The organism is Vibrio cholerae ATCC 14035, from assembly GCF_000621645.1.
Taxonomy (GTDB): Bacteria; Pseudomonadota; Gammaproteobacteria; order Enterobacterales; family Vibrionaceae; genus Vibrio; species Vibrio cholerae.
On the sequence record NZ_JHXR01000011.1, the window covers coordinates 20,828 to 35,660 of the forward strand.

Genomic DNA, 14,833 nt, shown 5'->3' on the forward strand with positions numbered 1-14,833 from the left:
TAGTGAGGCAAGGGAGTTCCCAGTGAAATATTGGCTGAAAAAAAGTTCATGGCTGTTGGCGGGCAGTTTGCTGTCTACCCCTCTAGCGATGGCAAACGAGTTTAGCGCCAGCTTTAAAGGCACCGACATTCAAGAATTTATCAATATTGTGGGACGCAATCTTGAGAAAACCATCATTGTCGACCCTTCGGTACGCGGCAAAGTCGATGTGCGCAGTTTTGATACCTTAAACGAAGAGCAATATTACAGTTTCTTCCTCAGTGTGCTCGAAGTGTACGGTTTCGCCGTCGTTGAAATGGATAATGGCGTACTGAAAGTCATCAAATCGAAAGATGCAAAGACCTCAGCCATTCCGGTGTTGAGTGGTGAAGAGCGCGCCAATGGCGATGAAGTCATTACCCAAGTGGTCGCGGTGAAAAACGTTTCCGTACGCGAGTTGTCCCCTTTGCTGCGCCAACTGATTGATAACGCAGGGGCGGGGAACGTAGTGCACTACGATCCGGCGAACATCATTTTGATCACGGGGCGAGCTGCGGTAGTGAACCGTTTAGCGGAAATTATTCGTCGCGTTGACCAAGCCGGTGACAAAGAGATTGAAGTGGTTGAGCTTAATAATGCATCGGCAGCTGAAATGGTGCGGATTGTTGAAGCGCTCAACAAAACGACAGACGCGCAAAACACCCCTGAATTCTTAAAGCCCAAGTTTGTGGCAGACGAGCGTACCAACTCGATTTTGATTTCTGGCGATCCTAAAGTGCGCGAGCGCCTCAAGCGTCTGATCAAGCAGTTGGATGTTGAGATGGCGGCCAAAGGCAATAACCGCGTGGTGTATTTGAAATACGCCAAAGCTGAAGATCTGGTCGAAGTACTGAAAGGGGTGTCTGAGAACCTGCAAGCGGAAAAAGGCACCGGACAGCCGACCACTTCAAAACGTAATGAAGTGATGATTGCCGCGCACGCTGACACCAACTCGTTAGTGCTTACTGCGCCGCAAGACATTATGAATGCGATGCTGGAAGTGATTGGACAGCTAGATATTCGCCGTGCGCAAGTGTTGATTGAAGCGCTGATTGTCGAAATGGCAGAGGGCGATGGGATCAACCTTGGTGTGCAGTGGGGCTCGCTGGAAAGTGGTTCAGTTATCCAATATGGCAACACTGGCGCGTCGATTGGCAATGTGATGATTGGTCTTGAAGAAGCCAAAGACACAACCCAAACCAAAGCGGTTTATGATACTAATAACAACTTCTTGAGAAATGAAACGACGACCACCAAAGGGGATTACACCAAGTTAGCCTCTGCATTGTCGAGCATTCAAGGTGCTGCAGTCAGCATCGCGATGGGCGACTGGACGGCCTTAATCAACGCGGTCTCTAATGATTCCAGCTCGAATATCCTGTCATCACCCAGCATTACGGTGATGGATAACGGTGAAGCCTCCTTTATCGTGGGTGAAGAAGTGCCGGTTATCACAGGTTCTACTGCAGGCTCTAATAACGACAACCCATTCCAAACCGTGGATCGTAAAGAAGTCGGTATCAAGCTTAAAGTGGTGCCGCAGATCAACGAAGGTAACTCAGTCCAGCTCAATATTGAGCAAGAAGTCTCGAACGTGTTGGGCGCCAATGGAGCGGTAGACGTGCGTTTTGCGAAGCGTCAGCTCAACACTTCTGTGATGGTGCAAGATGGGCAGATGTTGGTGCTCGGCGGTTTGATTGATGAGCGAGCTCTTGAGAGTGAGTCGAAAGTCCCGCTCTTGGGGGATATTCCTCTGCTGGGTCAACTGTTCCGCTCAACCAGCTCGCAAGTGGAAAAGAAAAACCTGATGGTGTTTATCAAGCCGACCATTATTCGTGATGGCGTGACGGCCGATGGCATCACCCAACGTAAATACAACTACATCCGCGCCGAGCAACTGTTCCGCGCCGAAAAAGGTTTACGTCTGCTGGATGATGCTAGCGTGCCTGTGTTGCCGAAATTTGGCGATGACCGCCGCCATTCACCTGAAATTCAAGCCTTTATTGAGCAGATGGAAGCCAAGCAATGACCGAAATGGTGATCTCTCCAGCTGAGCGACAGTCGATTCGTCGTCTGCCCTTTAGCTTCGCCAATCGCTTTAAGTTGGTGCTGGATTGGAATGAGGATTTCTCCCAAGCCAGCATTTATTACTTAGCGCCGTTGTCGATGGAGGCGCTCGTCGAAACCAAGCGGGTGGTCAAGCACGCTTTCCAACTGATTGAGCTCTCTCAAGCGGAGTTTGAAAGCAAGCTAACCCAAGTCTATCAGCGTGATTCTTCAGAAGCGCGTCAATTGATGGAAGACATTGGTGCCGACAGTGATGACTTCTTCTCACTGGCGGAAGAGCTGCCTCAAAACGAAGATTTGCTAGAAAGTGAAGATGATGCGCCGATCATCAAACTGATCAACGCCATGTTGGGCGAAGCGATCAAAGAAGGCGCGTCAGATATTCACATTGAAACTTTTGAAAAAACACTGTCGATCCGTTTTCGAGTCGATGGCGTGCTGCGCGAAGTACTGGCACCCAGCCGCAAACTCTCATCGCTGCTCGTTTCACGGGTCAAAGTGATGGCCAAGCTCGACATTGCCGAAAAACGTGTGCCGCAAGATGGCCGTATTTCGCTGCGTATCGGTGGCCGCGCGGTCGATGTGCGGGTTTCAACCATGCCTTCATCACATGGTGAGCGAGTGGTAATGCGTTTGCTGGATAAAAACGCGACGCGCCTTGATCTGCACAGTTTGGGTATGACGGCGCATAACCATGATAATTTCCGCCGTTTGATTAAGCGGCCGCATGGGATCATTCTGGTGACTGGCCCAACCGGCTCGGGTAAATCGACCACCTTGTACGCGGGTTTGCAAGAGCTCAACAGCAGCGAGCGCAACATTTTAACCGTAGAAGATCCGATCGAATTTGATATTGATGGTATCGGTCAGACCCAAGTCAACCCAAGGGTAGACATGACCTTCGCACGGGGGCTACGCGCTATTTTGCGTCAAGACCCCGATGTGGTGATGGTGGGGGAAATTCGTGATTTGGAAACGGCGCAAATTGCAGTGCAAGCCTCGCTGACTGGTCACTTAGTGATGTCGACTCTGCACACCAACACGGCCGTTGGGGCGGTGACTCGGCTGCGCGATATGGGCATCGAGCCTTTTTTGATCTCCTCTTCACTGCTCGGTGTTCTGGCTCAGCGCTTGGTGCGCACCTTATGCCCAGATTGCAAAGAGCCTTACGAGGCGGACAAAGAGCAGCGCAAACTGTTTGATAGCAAGAAAAAAGAACCGCTGATCCTTTATCGTGCAACGGGCTGCCCTAAATGTAACCACAAAGGTTACCGTGGCCGAACCGGTATCCACGAGCTGCTGCTGGTGGATGACGCGTTGCAGGAGCTGATCCATAGCGAGGCGGGCGAACAGGCGATGGAGAAACACATTCGCGCGACCACGCCGAGCATTCGTGATGATGGTCTAGATAAGGTGCGCCAAGGCATTACTTCGCTAGAAGAAGTGATGCGGGTGACTAAGGAGTCCTAATGGCCGCGTTTGAATACAAAGCGCTGGATGCCAAGGGACGCCATAAAAAAGGCGTGATTGAGGGCGATAATGCACGTCAGGTGCGTCAGCGCCTGAAAGAGCAAAGCCTAGTGCCGATGGAGGTGGTGGAGACTCAAGTCAAAGCCGCGCGCAGTCGCAGCCAAGGTTTTGCGTTTAAGCGTGGGATCAGTACGCCGGATCTGGCGCTGATCACTCGCCAATTGGCGACTTTAGTTCAATCCGGTATGCCACTGGAAGAGTGTTTACGCGCGGTTGCCGAGCAGTCGGAAAAACCGCGGATTCGCACCATGTTGGTGGCGGTGCGCGCTAAAGTGACCGAAGGTTACACCCTCTCTGATAGTCTTGGCGATTATCCGCACGTGTTTGATGAGCTGTTTCGTTCTATGGTTGCGGCGGGCGAAAAATCTGGCCACCTCGATTCCGTTCTCGAACGTTTAGCTGACTACGCCGAAAACCGCCAGAAAATGCGCTCTAAACTGCAACAGGCCATGATTTACCCTGTGGTGCTGGTGGTGTTTGCGGTCGGTATCGTGGCGTTTTTGTTGGCAGCGGTAGTGCCGAAAATCGTGGGTCAGTTTGTGCAAATGGGGCAAGCCTTGCCGGCATCGACTCAGTTTCTGCTTGATGCCAGCGATTTCCTGCAACATTGGGGGATTTCGCTGCTGGTCGGTCTCTTGATGCTGATTTATCTGGTGCGCTGGTTGCTGACCAAGCCCGATATTCGTTTGCGTTGGGATCGCCGAGTGATTTCCTTGCCTGTGATTGGCAAGATTGCACGCGGTCTGAATACTGCGCGCTTTGCGCGTACGCTGTCGATCTGTACCTCAAGTGCAATCCCGATTCTGGATGGTATGCGCGTTGCGGTGGATGTGATGACCAATCAGTTTGTGAAACAGCAAGTGTTGGCTGCGGCCGAAAACGTACGCGAAGGCTCTAGCCTGCGCAAAGCGCTAGAGCAGACCAAGCTCTTTCCTCCCATGATGCTGCACATGATTGCCAGTGGTGAGCAGAGTGGAGAATTGGAAGGCATGTTGACGCGCGCTGCGGATAACCAAGACAACAGTTTTGAATCAACGGTCAACATCGCGCTTGGCATTTTTACCCCGGCCTTGATTGCCTTGATGGCGGGGATGGTGCTGTTTATTGTGATGGCGACCCTGATGCCGATTTTGGAAATGAATAACTTAATGAGTCGTTAAGTCGTCACGCGCGGCGAAAACGACATAGTGTGGAGTAACTATGAAAAAAATGCGTAAACAAACGGGCTTTACCCTGCTCGAAGTAATGGTGGTTGTGGTGATTTTGGGCATTCTGGCCAGCTTTGTTGTCCCCAACCTCTTAGGTAACAAAGAGAAAGCGGATCAACAGAAAGCGGTGACCGATATCGTCGCGCTGGAAAATGCGTTGGATATGTACAAGCTTGACAACAGCGTTTACCCGACGACTGATCAAGGTTTGGAAGCGTTAGTGACTAAGCCAACCAATCCAGAGCCGCGTAACTATCGCGAAGGCGGTTACATCAAGCGTCTGCCTAAAGATCCTTGGGGTAACGACTACCAATACTTGAGCCCAGGCGATAAAGGCACGATTGATGTGTTCACCTTAGGTGCGGACGGTCAAGAAGGTGGTGAAGGTACCGGTGCCGATATCGGTAACTGGAATATCCAAGATTTTCAATAAGCTTGGCTAATTAGCGGTAACTGACGGAACCTTATGACAGCGACACGCGGTTTTACTTTGTTGGAAATTTTGCTGGTGCTGGTGCTGGTTTCGGCCAGTGCGGTGGCGGTCATCGCCACCTTTCCGGTTTCCGTCAAAGATGAAGCCAAAATCAGTGCGCAGAGTTTTTATCAGCGTCTGTTGCTGCTCAATGAGGAAGCGATTCTCAGCGGGCAAGATTTTGGCGTGCGGATCGATGTCGATACGCGCCGTCTCACTTTTTTGCAACTCACCGCCGACAAAGGTTGGCAAAAGTGGCAAAACGACAAGATGACCAACCAAACCACCCTTAAAGAAGGGTTACAGCTCGACTTTGAACTCGGTGGTGGCGCTTGGCAAAAAGACGATCGTCTGTTTAATCCCGGCTCTCTGTTTGATGAAGAGATGTTTGCCGATGAGAAAAAAGAGCAAAAACAGGAACCGGCTCCGCAACTGTTTGTGCTATCGAGTGGCGAAGTGACCCCATTTACGCTGAGCATTTTCCCTAAAGGGCAGGAGCCCGATGAGCAGTGGCGAGTGACCGCGCAAGAAAATGGCACTCTGCGTCTACTGGCTCCGGGAGAAAGTGATGAAGAGTAAACGCGGTTTTACTTTGCTTGAAGTGCTGGTCGCGCTGGCAATTTTTGCTACCGCGGCGATCAGTGTGATCCGCTCGGTCAGTCAACACATCAATACGGTCAATTATCTTGAAGAGAAGATGTTTGCGGCCATGGTCGTGGATAACCAAATGGCGCAAGTGATGCTCAATCCGCAATCTTTAGCGGCGCGTGAGGGCAGTGAGCAGATGGCCGGACGGACTTGGTACTGGAAGCTGAGTCCTGTCAAAACCGCCGACAATCTGCTCAAAGCCTTTGATGTCAGTGTCGCCACAGAAAAAGGCGCGACCCCAGTCGTGACGGTGCGTAGCTATGTGGCGAACTAACCAAGTATCTTCTCGCCAGAATATGGCGGGCTTTACTTTGATTGAAGTGTTGGTGGCGATTGCGATTTTCGCGAGCTTGAGTGTGGGCGCCTATCAGGTGCTCAATCAAGTCCAACGCAGCAATGAAATTTCTGCCGAGCGCACCGCGCGTTTGGCTGAATTGCAACGCGCCATGGTGATCATGGATGCCGATTTTCGGCAGATGGCCCTGCGCCAATTTCGCACCGATGGCGAAGCGCCGAGTGAGCAAATCCTACAATGGAAAGAATCGCTGCTCGATTCGGATCAGCACGGTTTGTTGTTTGTACGCTTGGGTTGGCATAACCCACAGCAACAATTTCCACGCGGTGAAGTGGCGAAAGTCGGTTACCGCCTGTTTGAAAACCGCTTAGAGCGGGTCTGGTGGCGCTACCCAGATACTCCAGCGGGGCAGCAAGGGCTGATCTCTCCGTTGTTAACTGGGGTGGAAGATTGGGCAGTACAGTTTTATTTGCAAGGTGAATGGAGTAAGGAGTGGGTGCCCACTAACGCCTTGCCTGAAGCCGTGAAAGTGACCTTGCGCCTAAAAGATTACGGTGAGATTGAGCGGATATACCTTACAGGGGGCGGTTCACTCAATATGACGCAAGAGAGTGTTGAAAATGCGGGCTAAACAGCGCGGCGTGGCGTTAATTGTGATTCTGCTCCTGCTGGCGGTGATGGTCTCGATTGCTGCGACCATGGCCGAACGTCTGTTTAGTCAGTTTCAGCGTGCCACGCATCAGCTCAACTATCAGCAGGCTTATTGGTACAGTCTTGGCGTCGAAGCGCTAGCGAAAAAAGGCATTGAGCAGAGCTACCAAGACAGTGAAACCATCAATTTGAGTCAGCCTTGGGCTTTGAAAGAGCAAACTTATCCGCTCGATTACGGACAGGTGCGCGGCAAAATCCGCGATATGCAAGCTTGCTTTAATCTCAATGCACTCGCGGGGGTAAAGCTCACGCCAGACAGCGTGAAAAAACCGTATTTGCTGACGGTGCTGCAAGCGCTGCTTGAAGGGCTGGAAGTGGAGAGTTATCAAGCGGAAGTGATTGCCGATTCGACGTTAGAGTTTATTGATAAAGATGACTCTGTACGCACCGCTTATGGGGTGGAAGACAGTTACTATGAATCGATGATCCCGGCCTATATGGCGGCGGATACTTGGTTGGCCGATGCGAGCGAGTGGCGTGCGGTACAGCAAGTGGGGGGAGAAACGATGAATAAAGCCTTACCTTATGTGTGTGCGTTGCCAACCGATCAATGGCGCTTGAATGTGAACACGTTACCCGCTGAGCAAGCGGCACTGCTGGCGGCCATGTTTAGCCCAACATTGAGTCCGGAAAGCGCGAAAACCTTGCTCGAAGGGCGGCCTTTCGATGGTTGGGCGAGTGTGGATGATTTTCTTGCCCAATCGGCACTCACCGGAGTGGATAACGCGGTGCGTGAGGAAGCGAAGAAATACCTCAGTGTAGATAGCCATTATTTTGAATTAGATGCACAGGTGCTGGTCGATACGTCTCGCGTGCGGATCCGCAGCCTGTTTTACAGTAACGATAAGAAAACTGCGACGGTGATACGCCGCCGCTTTGGAGGGATCAGTGAGCGAGTTTCTGACCGTTCGACTGAGTAGTCAAAAAGAGGCCGATATCCCTTGGCTGGTTTGGTCTGCCGAGCAGCAAGAAGTGATTGCCAGCGGCCAAGTGGCTGGTTGGGAAGCCTTGCATGAAATTGAGTCTTATGCTGATCAGCGCAGCGTAGTGGTATTACTGGCGGCGAGTGATTTGATTTTAACGTCAGTGGAGATCCCGCCCGGCGCTTCTCGTCAGCTTGAAAATATGCTGCCGTATTTGTTAGAAGATGAAATCGCCCAAGATGTGGAAGATGTGCACTTTTGTGTGCTGAGTAAAGGACGAGAAACGGCGGATGTGGTCGGTGTCGATCGTCTTTGGCTGCGCGCTTGCTTAGATCATCTCAAAGCGTGCGGTTTTGATGTGAAGCGCGTATTGCCTGATGTACTGGCGATCCCTCGCCCAGAGCACGGTTTAGCTGCCCTGCAATTGGGTGATGAGTGGTTAGTGCGTAAAAGCACTACGCAAGGGATGGCAGTGGACGCGCAGTGGTTAAGCTTACTGGCCGCTTCCGATTGGGTGCAGAATGAGGGTGAGTATTTGCCTTTGCAAGCGCTCACGCCGCTTCCAGAGCTGAGCTTAGCCGAAACCCAAGAGTGGCGTTATGAGCCGAGCGGTTTAGTCATGCAACTGCTGACTCAGGAGGCCTTAACCAGCAAGTTCAACTTGCTGACGGGGAGTTTTAAACTCAAGTCTTCTTGGCTGCGGTATTGGCAAATATGGCGCAAAGTGGCGATCGCTGCTGGGCTATTTGTCGCGGTATCCATCAGTTATTCGCTGTTTCAGGCGCATCAATACGAAGCACAAGCGGACGCTTACCGCGCGGAAAGTGAGCGGATTTTCCGCAGCATCTTCCCTGATAAACAGAAAATCCCGACCGTGACTTATTTGAAAAGACAGATGAGTGATGAGATGGCGCGTTTATCTGGCGGTGCCAGTGTGGGCAGCGTTTTGAAGTGGCTAAGCCCGTTGCCTGAGGCTTTGAAAGGGGTCAATCTACAACTGCAAAGCATCAAATTTGACAGTAACCGCAGTGAGATTCGCCTAGAAGCGACCAGTCGTGATTTCCAAAGTTTTGAACAAGCTCGCACTCAGCTTGAGCAGTATTTTGCTGTTGAACAGGGGCAGCTCAATAAAAATGGCGAGCAAGTGTTTGGCGTGTTTGTGGTGAAGCCCAAGTAAGGAGAAATGATGAAAGAATTATTGGCTCCTGTGCAGGCTTGGTGGCGAAGTGTCACCCCTCGTGAGCAAAAGATGGTAATGGGCATGGGCGCGCTGACGGTACTCGCTATCGCTTATTGGGGAATATGGCAGCCTTTGAGTGAGCGTACCGCCCAAGCTCAAGCACGATTACAAACCGAAAAACAGCTACTGAGTTGGGTTAGTGAAAACGCCAACGACATCGTAACGCTCCGTGCGCAAGGGGGCAGTGATGCGCCAAGCGATCAACCACTCAATCAGGTGATCACTAACTCGACGCGTCAGTTCAATATTGAGCTGATCCGCGTGCAGCCGCGCGGCGAAATGATGCAGGTCTGGATCCAACCGCTACCGTTTTCGCAATTGGTCTCATGGATTGCGTATTTGCAAGAGCGCCAAGGGGTGAGCGTGGATGCGATTGATATTGACCGTGGTAAAGTGAACGGCGTTGTGGAAGTCAAACGTCTGCAACTGAAGCGTGGAGGCTGATATGAAGCGTGCTGTTGGCTATGGTCTGTTATTTTCCACAGTGTTAATGACCAGCGTGGTCGTGCATTTGCCTGCCCAAGTGGCGCTTAGCCCGCTACCGCTGCCTGAAGGTTTAGAGCTCACTGGTATAGAGGGTACTCTGTGGCAAGGTCAAGCCGCGCAAGTTCGTTGGCAAGGCATGAGCCTAGGCGATCTCAACTGGGATCTCCACCTCTCGGCGTTACTGTTGGGGCAGTTGGAGGCGGATATCCGCTTTGGCCGCGGTAGCAGCACACAACTAAGAGGGAAAGGTGTCGTGGGGGTCGGTTTGAGTGGTCCCTATGCCGATGATTTTTTACTCTCCTTACCGGCTGCGCAAGCCATTACTTGGCTACCGCTACCGGTACCACTGATGGCGCAAGGGCAGTTGGAGATGGCCGTCAAACAGTACCGCTTTGGTGAGCCTTACTGCCAGCAAGCCGAAGGCAGCTTAGCTTGGTCAGCCGCGCAGCTAGAATCGCCGATTGGTGCGCTGCAGCTTGGTACTGTCGTGTCGGATTTTACCTGCCAAGAGAGCGTTGTGACCCTGAAAGGTGGCCAAAAAACTGCGCAGGTGAGCAGTGAATTTAACCTCAGTTTACAGCCGGACAATCGCTATCAAGCACAAGCGTGGTTTAAACCAGAAGCTGAATTTCCTGAGAGTTTAAAGGAGCAGTTGAGCTGGCTACCGCAGCCTGATGGGCAAGGTCGCTATCCGTTCAATCAACAAGGTCAGCTCTAGGATGTGTTATCCCATTCATTTCACGCCCAACTGGGCGTGAAATTTTATCGGCTAGTCTTTGATTTTTAAGATCTCATTCCAAGGTAAATCCGCATCACCAAGCACGATGAAGTTCGGGTTTTCCAAGGTTTCCCGCTCATTGTACGAGAGGGGCGATAATTGAGTGCTCAGAATGCGCCCACCCGCTTCTTCGACAATGCACTGGGTTGCGGCGGTATCCCATTCGCCAGTTGGACCAAGGCGCAGATAGCAATCTACCGCACCTTCTGCCACTAAGCAGGCTTTCAGTGCTGCAGAGCCCAGTGGCACCAAGTCATAATTCCAAGCACTGCTTAAACGGCGCGTGATTTTGTTGATGTCTTGGCGACGGCTGATGGCAATCGCGATCGAGCTGCTCGGCAGCTCATGTTTGTGAGTCTGAATTTTGAGGCTCTGCGCCATGTCGGGGATCTTCCACGCCCCTTTGCCTGCGTAAGCGTAGTAAGTCACACCAGAAACGGGGCCATACACCACCCCCATCACCGGATGGTTATTTTCCACGAGCGCAATGATGGTCGCGAAGTCGCCGCTACGTGCGATGAACTCTTGAGTGCCATCCAGCGGATCCACCAGCCAATAGCGCTGCCATGTTTCGCGAGTGGCAAGGTCGATATTGGCTTCTTCCTCCGAGAGGATCGGAATATCAGGGGTCAGCTCGCGCAACTGCTCACACAGAAACTTATGTGCGGCTAAATCGGCGCTGGTGACAGGCGTTGAATCACTTTTGGTGAAGGCTTCATAAGATTTATTTTGATAGATATCGAGGATGAGTTGCCCTGCCGCTCGCGCGATGTTAATGACATCGGGCAGTAAGTGCGAGAGATCCTGTGGTGTAGACATAGTGACTCCGAAGGCGTGCGATTCACGCCTGAAGAAAACGCAGAGCCAACAGCAAGGCTGTGATGCTGCGCGCTTCACAAAAATCGAGATGGGTCAGCAGATCTTCTGCTTGTGCTAAAGGCCAGCGAATGATCTCCAACGGCTCTGGCTCATCCCCCTCTAACTGTTCTGAGTATAGATCCTGAGCAACAAAAAGAACCATTTTACTGGAGAAGTAAGAAGGAGCCAGCACCACCTCTTTGAGCGGCGTTAACTGGCGCGCGCCAAAACCAATTTCTTCTTTTAATTCACGATTGGCCGCTTGCTCGGCGGTTTCACCATGATCGACCAAGCCTTTTGGAAAGCCTAATTCGTAACGCTCCGTTCCTGCAGCGTATTCGCGCACGAGGAGTAAATCACCTTGGGCTGTGATCGGCACCATCATCACCGCATGACGACCGCTCGGCTTCATACGCTCGTAAGTTCTTTGTTCACCGTTTGAGAAACGCAGATCCAAAGCTTCAATAGTAAACAGACGCGATTTGGCGACCGTTTCACGATCCAGAATTTCTGGTAAAGATTTGGATGACATACGCAGACTCCTGAGCAAAAAAGTTTTCTTAATATATGAGAAATAATCACAGTTTGAAACGCTCAATATGCCGACACCAATAAAAAAGCTGATGTGAATACATCAGCTTCGAATTGGAGTGATAGGCAGGCTGAACGCTTAGTAGTAAGAGTGCTCACCGCGATCGTGCTCGGTGGAGTCACGTACCGCAGTCAGTTCACCAGCAAATTGAGCCAGCAGCTCTTTCTCAATGCCTTCTTTAAGCGTAACGTCGACCATAGAGCAGCCGTTACAGCCACCGCCAAATTGCACCAGAGCCACACCATCATCCGAAATGCTGATCAGACGAACGTGGCCACCATGGCCGGCCAATTGAGGGTTGACTTGGGTTTGCAGGGCGTATTCTACGCGCTCCATCAGCGAGGCATCGTCAGAAACTTTGCGCATTTTCGCGTTAGGGGCTTTCAGGGTCAGTTGTGAACCCATTTTGTCGGTGACAAAGTCAATCACCGCTTCTTCCAAAAAGGGCAAGCTAAGTCCATCAACATAGGCAGAAAAGCCACTGAAAGGGTATTCCGTATCAGTCGCTTCTACGGCTTCCGGTGGGCAGTAAGAGACGCCACACTCGGCATTTTGGGTGCCTGGGTTAACCACAAACACACGAATATTGGTGCCTTCAGGCTGCTGAGCCAGCAGCTTAGCGAAGTGAGATTGGGCAGATTCAGTAATAGTAATTGGATTTGACACGACGAATACCTGAGTAAAAGAATAGGTTATTGCTCACCATTCTACTCCTGAGTTAGCGATGATCCAGCCCTTTTGCGTTAAAAAACGTCAACCGTGGCTATCTTTCGGCTCGGGAGTGCGGCATATGCAGTAAATATCAATGCTTTGCACACCGACATCAAGCAGTAAATCGCATAAATGTCGGATCGTACTGCCTGTGGTCACCACATCGTCCACAATCGCAACATGTGGTTGGTTTGGCGGATGATTCAGCACAAACGCATCGCGTAGGTTGTGGATTCGCTGCGCCTTGCTGAGTCCTTGTTGATGCGGTGTCGCTCGGCGGCGTGCAAAGAGTTGGTGGTCATATTCAACGTTCAGCATATTGGCTAACTCGCGCGCCAGCAGATCGCTTTGATTAAAGCCGCGTTGCCAGCGTCGCCGCCAATGCAGTGGCACGCTGCACAGCAACGGGGCTGGCTCGTTAATCTGGGTGGCGAGTAGCTTAGCCAAGCGCGGCGCTTGCCAAAACTGGCGTTGGTATTTGAGTTGATGCACCGCATCACTAAGTGGAAAGCGGTAATCGCCGACACACATCAGTTTTCGCCACGGCGGAGGCTGACCCAAACACTGCCCGCACTGATCAACTGGGGTAAGAGTCGGTAAACCGCAGCGTGCGCAGCGATAACCGTGCTCAAGCCAAGCTTGGCAGGCAGAGCAGACGCCAAACGGCGAATTTGTATCTAGCGCCAGTCGACAGAGATGACATTCCGGAGTCAGCAGTGGTGCGGTAGTTTTTCTGAGCCAATGGGTTAACATAGCGAGCCAAGAATCGGGGTAATGTGCTTCATCTTGCCAATTGGCAGAGTGGATGAAGATGGAAATAGACGGAGAAACTGTGACCATGGCGTTGTATTGGCAAGTCAGTGGACAAGGGCAAGATCTGGTATTGGTACACGGCTGGGGCATGAACGGGGCGGTATGGCAGCAAACCGCACAAGCCTTGAGTGACCATTTTCGAGTGCATGTGGTGGACTTACCCGGTTATGGTCATAGTGCCGAGCAACATGCCGCAAGCTTAGAAGAGATTGCTCAAGCCTTGTTAGAGCATGCACCGCGCAACGCCATTTGGGTCGGCTGGTCACTGGGTGGCTTAGTCGCCACGCACATGGCGCTGCATCATTCAGACTATGTCAGCAAATTGGTGACGGTCGCTTCCTCGCCCAAATTTGCGGCGCAGGGCAGCTGGCGTGGTATTCAACCGGATGTGCTGACCGCGTTTACCGATCAGTTGGTGGCCGATTTTCAGCTGACCATTGAGCGCTTTATGGCGCTGCAAGCCATGGGTAGCCCAAGTGCGCGCCAAGATGTGAAAGTGCTTAAACAGGCTGTGCTGTCGCGCCCTATGCCTAATCCACAATCATTGCTCGCAGGGCTGACGATGCTCGCCGAAGTCGATTTGCGTGATGAGCTGCAACACATCAGCGTGCCTATGCTGCGGCTATATGGTCGGTTGGATGGGTTAGTCCCCGCGAAAGTCGCCCGTGATTTGAACCATTTAGCGCCTTACAGTGAAGCGTTCATGTTTGACCAATCTTCCCATGCGCCGTTTATGACCGAGGCGGAGGCGTTTTGTCAGCAGCTTATCGAGTTTGCGACTCGTTAGATCCCCCCTTCCTACTTTAAGCTGTCACTCCAAGTCGTTTGGGGGAGTGTGAATTTTGTCGCGCTGACCAAAATTTGACTCAATCATTTTCGGAACAGGTCGATAAATAGACTAACCCGGAGTGAAAGCCGAGGGTGGGCGAAGCTGAGGAGGTTTCGGCTATGCTAGTGTCACCGACCAATGTCAGTGTGCCGCTGATCGCCCCATCAGTGAACGTGCAAACGGAGCAGGCCGCACGCGACAATCGCGTTCGCGAGCCAGTGACGCCAACCGTACAACTGGCCAAATCGAACGCTGAACGTAAGATCAAAGAGGATGATAAGCGTCGCAAGCAACCATCGTGGGATCCAGCAGAACACCCACGTTATGATATCGGCGGCGAAGCGGAGGCGCAGACCTCCCATCACGATGAACCGAAAAGTGAGCTTGAGCGATTGTTTGATCTGCTCGCACTCGCTTCGTACAGCCAAGAGCAAGGCAAAGGTTATGCGATGCGTTTTCGCTTACCTAAGCACATCATTGATGCGGCGATAACAGAAGGCAAAATGGCGCGCCGGCGTGTCGTGATCAAATACTATTATGGTCACGCAGTGGCACCCAACACACCTTCAGACGTGATTGCGGTTTTGTAGGTGAGTTATCTCGCGCAATAAAAATCCCCACAGCTGTGGGGATTTTTTTATGCAGCATAACGGT

Annotated in this window: 17 protein-coding genes; 13 read left to right on the forward strand and 4 right to left on the reverse strand. The window is 51.8% G+C overall.

Annotated features, from left to right (window positions below; translation table 11 throughout):
- The first annotated feature begins 22 nt into the window (after positions 1-22).
- The 11 genes from gspD to T411_RS0107900 are packed head-to-tail and all read left to right on the forward strand — an operon-like array spanning position 23 to position 10,316.
- On the forward strand, positions 23-2,047 hold the full coding sequence (gene gspD, locus T411_RS0107850) for a type II secretion system secretin GspD (protein ID WP_000878557.1): 2,025 nt from the start codon (positions 23-25) through the stop codon (positions 2,045-2,047).
- Complete coding sequence (gene gspE, locus T411_RS0107855) at positions 2,044-3,555, forward strand: type II secretion system ATPase GspE (protein WP_000138174.1); 1,512 nt, start codon at positions 2,044-2,046, stop codon at positions 3,553-3,555. The genes gspD and gspE overlap by 4 nt, the downstream gene beginning before the upstream one ends.
- Positions 3,555-4,775: a type II secretion system inner membrane protein GspF gene (gene gspF, locus T411_RS0107860; RefSeq protein WP_000718700.1), complete on the forward strand. Its 1,221-nt coding sequence runs from the start codon at positions 3,555-3,557 to the stop codon at positions 4,773-4,775. Before gspE ends, gspF begins: the two co-directional genes overlap by 1 nt.
- A gap of 40 nt (positions 4,776-4,815) precedes the next feature.
- Entirely contained in the window at positions 4,816-5,256 is a 441-nt protein-coding gene (gene gspG / locus T411_RS0107865) for a type II secretion system major pseudopilin GspG (protein WP_000738789.1), read from the forward strand.
- 33 nt (positions 5,257-5,289) lie between these two features.
- On the forward strand, positions 5,290-5,874 hold the full coding sequence (gene gspH, locus T411_RS0107870; protein ID WP_000127537.1) for a type II secretion system minor pseudopilin GspH: 585 nt from the start codon (positions 5,290-5,292) through the stop codon (positions 5,872-5,874).
- Positions 5,864-6,217 (forward strand): type II secretion system minor pseudopilin GspI, encoded by a 354-nt coding sequence (gene gspI / locus T411_RS0107875; protein ID WP_000837699.1) that lies wholly within the window; start codon positions 5,864-5,866, stop codon positions 6,215-6,217. Before gspH ends, gspI begins: the two co-directional genes overlap by 11 nt.
- The gene (gspJ, locus tag T411_RS0107880) at positions 6,204-6,869 is read left to right on the forward strand and encodes a type II secretion system minor pseudopilin GspJ (protein ID WP_000269343.1); all 666 of its coding nucleotides are present in this window, start codon (positions 6,204-6,206) and stop codon (positions 6,867-6,869) included. Before gspI ends, gspJ begins: the two co-directional genes overlap by 14 nt.
- Complete coding sequence (gene gspK / locus T411_RS0107885) at positions 6,859-7,869, forward strand: type II secretion system minor pseudopilin GspK (RefSeq protein WP_001201881.1); 1,011 nt, start codon at positions 6,859-6,861, stop codon at positions 7,867-7,869. Before gspJ ends, gspK begins: the two co-directional genes overlap by 11 nt.
- The gene (gspL, locus tag T411_RS0107890; protein WP_001288747.1) at positions 7,838-9,049 is read left to right on the forward strand and encodes a type II secretion system protein GspL; all 1,212 of its coding nucleotides are present in this window, start codon (positions 7,838-7,840) and stop codon (positions 9,047-9,049) included. Before gspK ends, gspL begins: the two co-directional genes overlap by 32 nt.
- Before the next feature lie 9 nt (positions 9,050-9,058).
- Positions 9,059-9,556 carry a type II secretion system protein M gene (locus T411_RS0107895; protein ID WP_000661339.1) on the forward strand — a complete coding sequence of 166 codons (498 nt, stop codon included), beginning with the start codon at positions 9,059-9,061 and terminating at the stop codon, positions 9,554-9,556.
- 1 nt (position 9,557) lies between these two features.
- Positions 9,558-10,316, forward strand: coding sequence for a type II secretion system protein N (locus T411_RS0107900; protein ID WP_000817146.1), 759 nt, complete (start codon positions 9,558-9,560; stop codon positions 10,314-10,316).
- A 51-nt stretch (positions 10,317-10,367) separates the two neighbouring features.
- On the opposite strand, the gene cysQ is transcribed toward T411_RS0107900, so the two are convergent.
- The 4 genes from cysQ to T411_RS1000000121535 all read right to left on the reverse strand — a co-directional run bounded on the left by cysQ (position 10,368) and on the right by T411_RS1000000121535 (position 13,440).
- Positions 10,368-11,195 carry a 3'(2'),5'-bisphosphate nucleotidase CysQ gene (gene cysQ, locus T411_RS0107905; protein WP_000106799.1) on the reverse strand — a complete coding sequence of 276 codons (828 nt, stop codon included), beginning with the start codon at positions 11,193-11,195 and terminating at the stop codon, positions 10,368-10,370.
- 22 nt (positions 11,196-11,217) lie between these two features.
- On the reverse strand, positions 11,218-11,766 hold the full coding sequence (gene nudE, locus T411_RS0107910) for an ADP compounds hydrolase NudE (RefSeq protein ID WP_000095812.1): 549 nt from the start codon (positions 11,764-11,766) through the stop codon (positions 11,218-11,220).
- Positions 11,767-11,904: 138 nt separating this feature from the next.
- Positions 11,905-12,492 carry a Fe-S biogenesis protein NfuA gene (nfuA, locus tag T411_RS0107915; protein ID WP_000070180.1) on the reverse strand — a complete coding sequence of 196 codons (588 nt, stop codon included), beginning with the start codon at positions 12,490-12,492 and terminating at the stop codon, positions 11,905-11,907.
- An 87-nt stretch (positions 12,493-12,579) separates the two neighbouring features.
- Entirely contained in the window at positions 12,580-13,440 is an 861-nt protein-coding gene (locus tag T411_RS1000000121535) for a ComF family protein (RefSeq protein ID WP_001884047.1), read from the reverse strand.
- Here T411_RS1000000121535 and bioH point away from each other — a divergent pair.
- Positions 13,376-14,137, forward strand: a complete 762-nt coding sequence (bioH, locus tag T411_RS0107925) for a pimeloyl-ACP methyl ester esterase BioH (protein WP_001240449.1) — start codon at positions 13,376-13,378, stop codon at positions 14,135-14,137. The genes T411_RS1000000121535 and bioH overlap by 65 nt on opposite strands.
- 161 nt (positions 14,138-14,298) lie before the next feature.
- Positions 14,299-14,769 (forward strand): hypothetical protein, encoded by a 471-nt coding sequence (locus T411_RS0107930; protein WP_000961392.1) that lies wholly within the window; start codon positions 14,299-14,301, stop codon positions 14,767-14,769.
- Positions 14,770-14,833: the final 64 nt, after the last annotated feature.

Bases quoted from the DNA above. Each gene is read 5' to 3' on its own strand.
- gspI (WP_000837699.1), top strand. From the start codon at position 5,864: ATGAAGAGTAAACGCGGTTTTACTTTGCTTGAAGTGCTGGTCGCGCTG.
- gspK (WP_001201881.1), top strand. From the start codon at position 6,859: ATGCGGGCTAAACAGCGCGGCGTGGCGTTAATTGTGATTCTGCTCCTG.
- bioH (WP_001240449.1), top strand. From the start codon at position 13,376: ATGGCGTTGTATTGGCAAGTCAGTGGACAAGGGCAAGATCTGGTATTG.
- gspE (WP_000138174.1), top strand. From the start codon at position 2,044: ATGACCGAAATGGTGATCTCTCCAGCTGAGCGACAGTCGATTCGTCGT.
- gspJ (WP_000269343.1), top strand. From the start codon at position 6,204: ATGTGGCGAACTAACCAAGTATCTTCTCGCCAGAATATGGCGGGCTTT.
- cysQ (WP_000106799.1), bottom strand. From the start codon at position 11,195: ATGTCTACACCACAGGATCTCTCGCACTTACTGCCCGATGTCATTAAC.
- nudE (WP_000095812.1), bottom strand. From the start codon at position 11,766: ATGTCATCCAAATCTTTACCAGAAATTCTGGATCGTGAAACGGTCGCC.
- T411_RS1000000121535 (WP_001884047.1), bottom strand. From the start codon at position 13,440: ATGCCCCAGCCGTGTACCAATACCAGATCTTGCCCTTGTCCACTGACT.
- gspF (WP_000718700.1), top strand. From the start codon at position 3,555: ATGGCCGCGTTTGAATACAAAGCGCTGGATGCCAAGGGACGCCATAAA.
- T411_RS0107895 (WP_000661339.1), top strand. From the start codon at position 9,059: ATGAAAGAATTATTGGCTCCTGTGCAGGCTTGGTGGCGAAGTGTCACC.
- T411_RS0107930 (WP_000961392.1), top strand. From the start codon at position 14,299: ATGCTAGTGTCACCGACCAATGTCAGTGTGCCGCTGATCGCCCCATCA.
- T411_RS0107900 (WP_000817146.1), top strand. From the start codon at position 9,558: ATGAAGCGTGCTGTTGGCTATGGTCTGTTATTTTCCACAGTGTTAATG.
- gspG (WP_000738789.1), top strand. From the start codon at position 4,816: ATGAAAAAAATGCGTAAACAAACGGGCTTTACCCTGCTCGAAGTAATG.
- gspH (WP_000127537.1), top strand. From the start codon at position 5,290: ATGACAGCGACACGCGGTTTTACTTTGTTGGAAATTTTGCTGGTGCTG.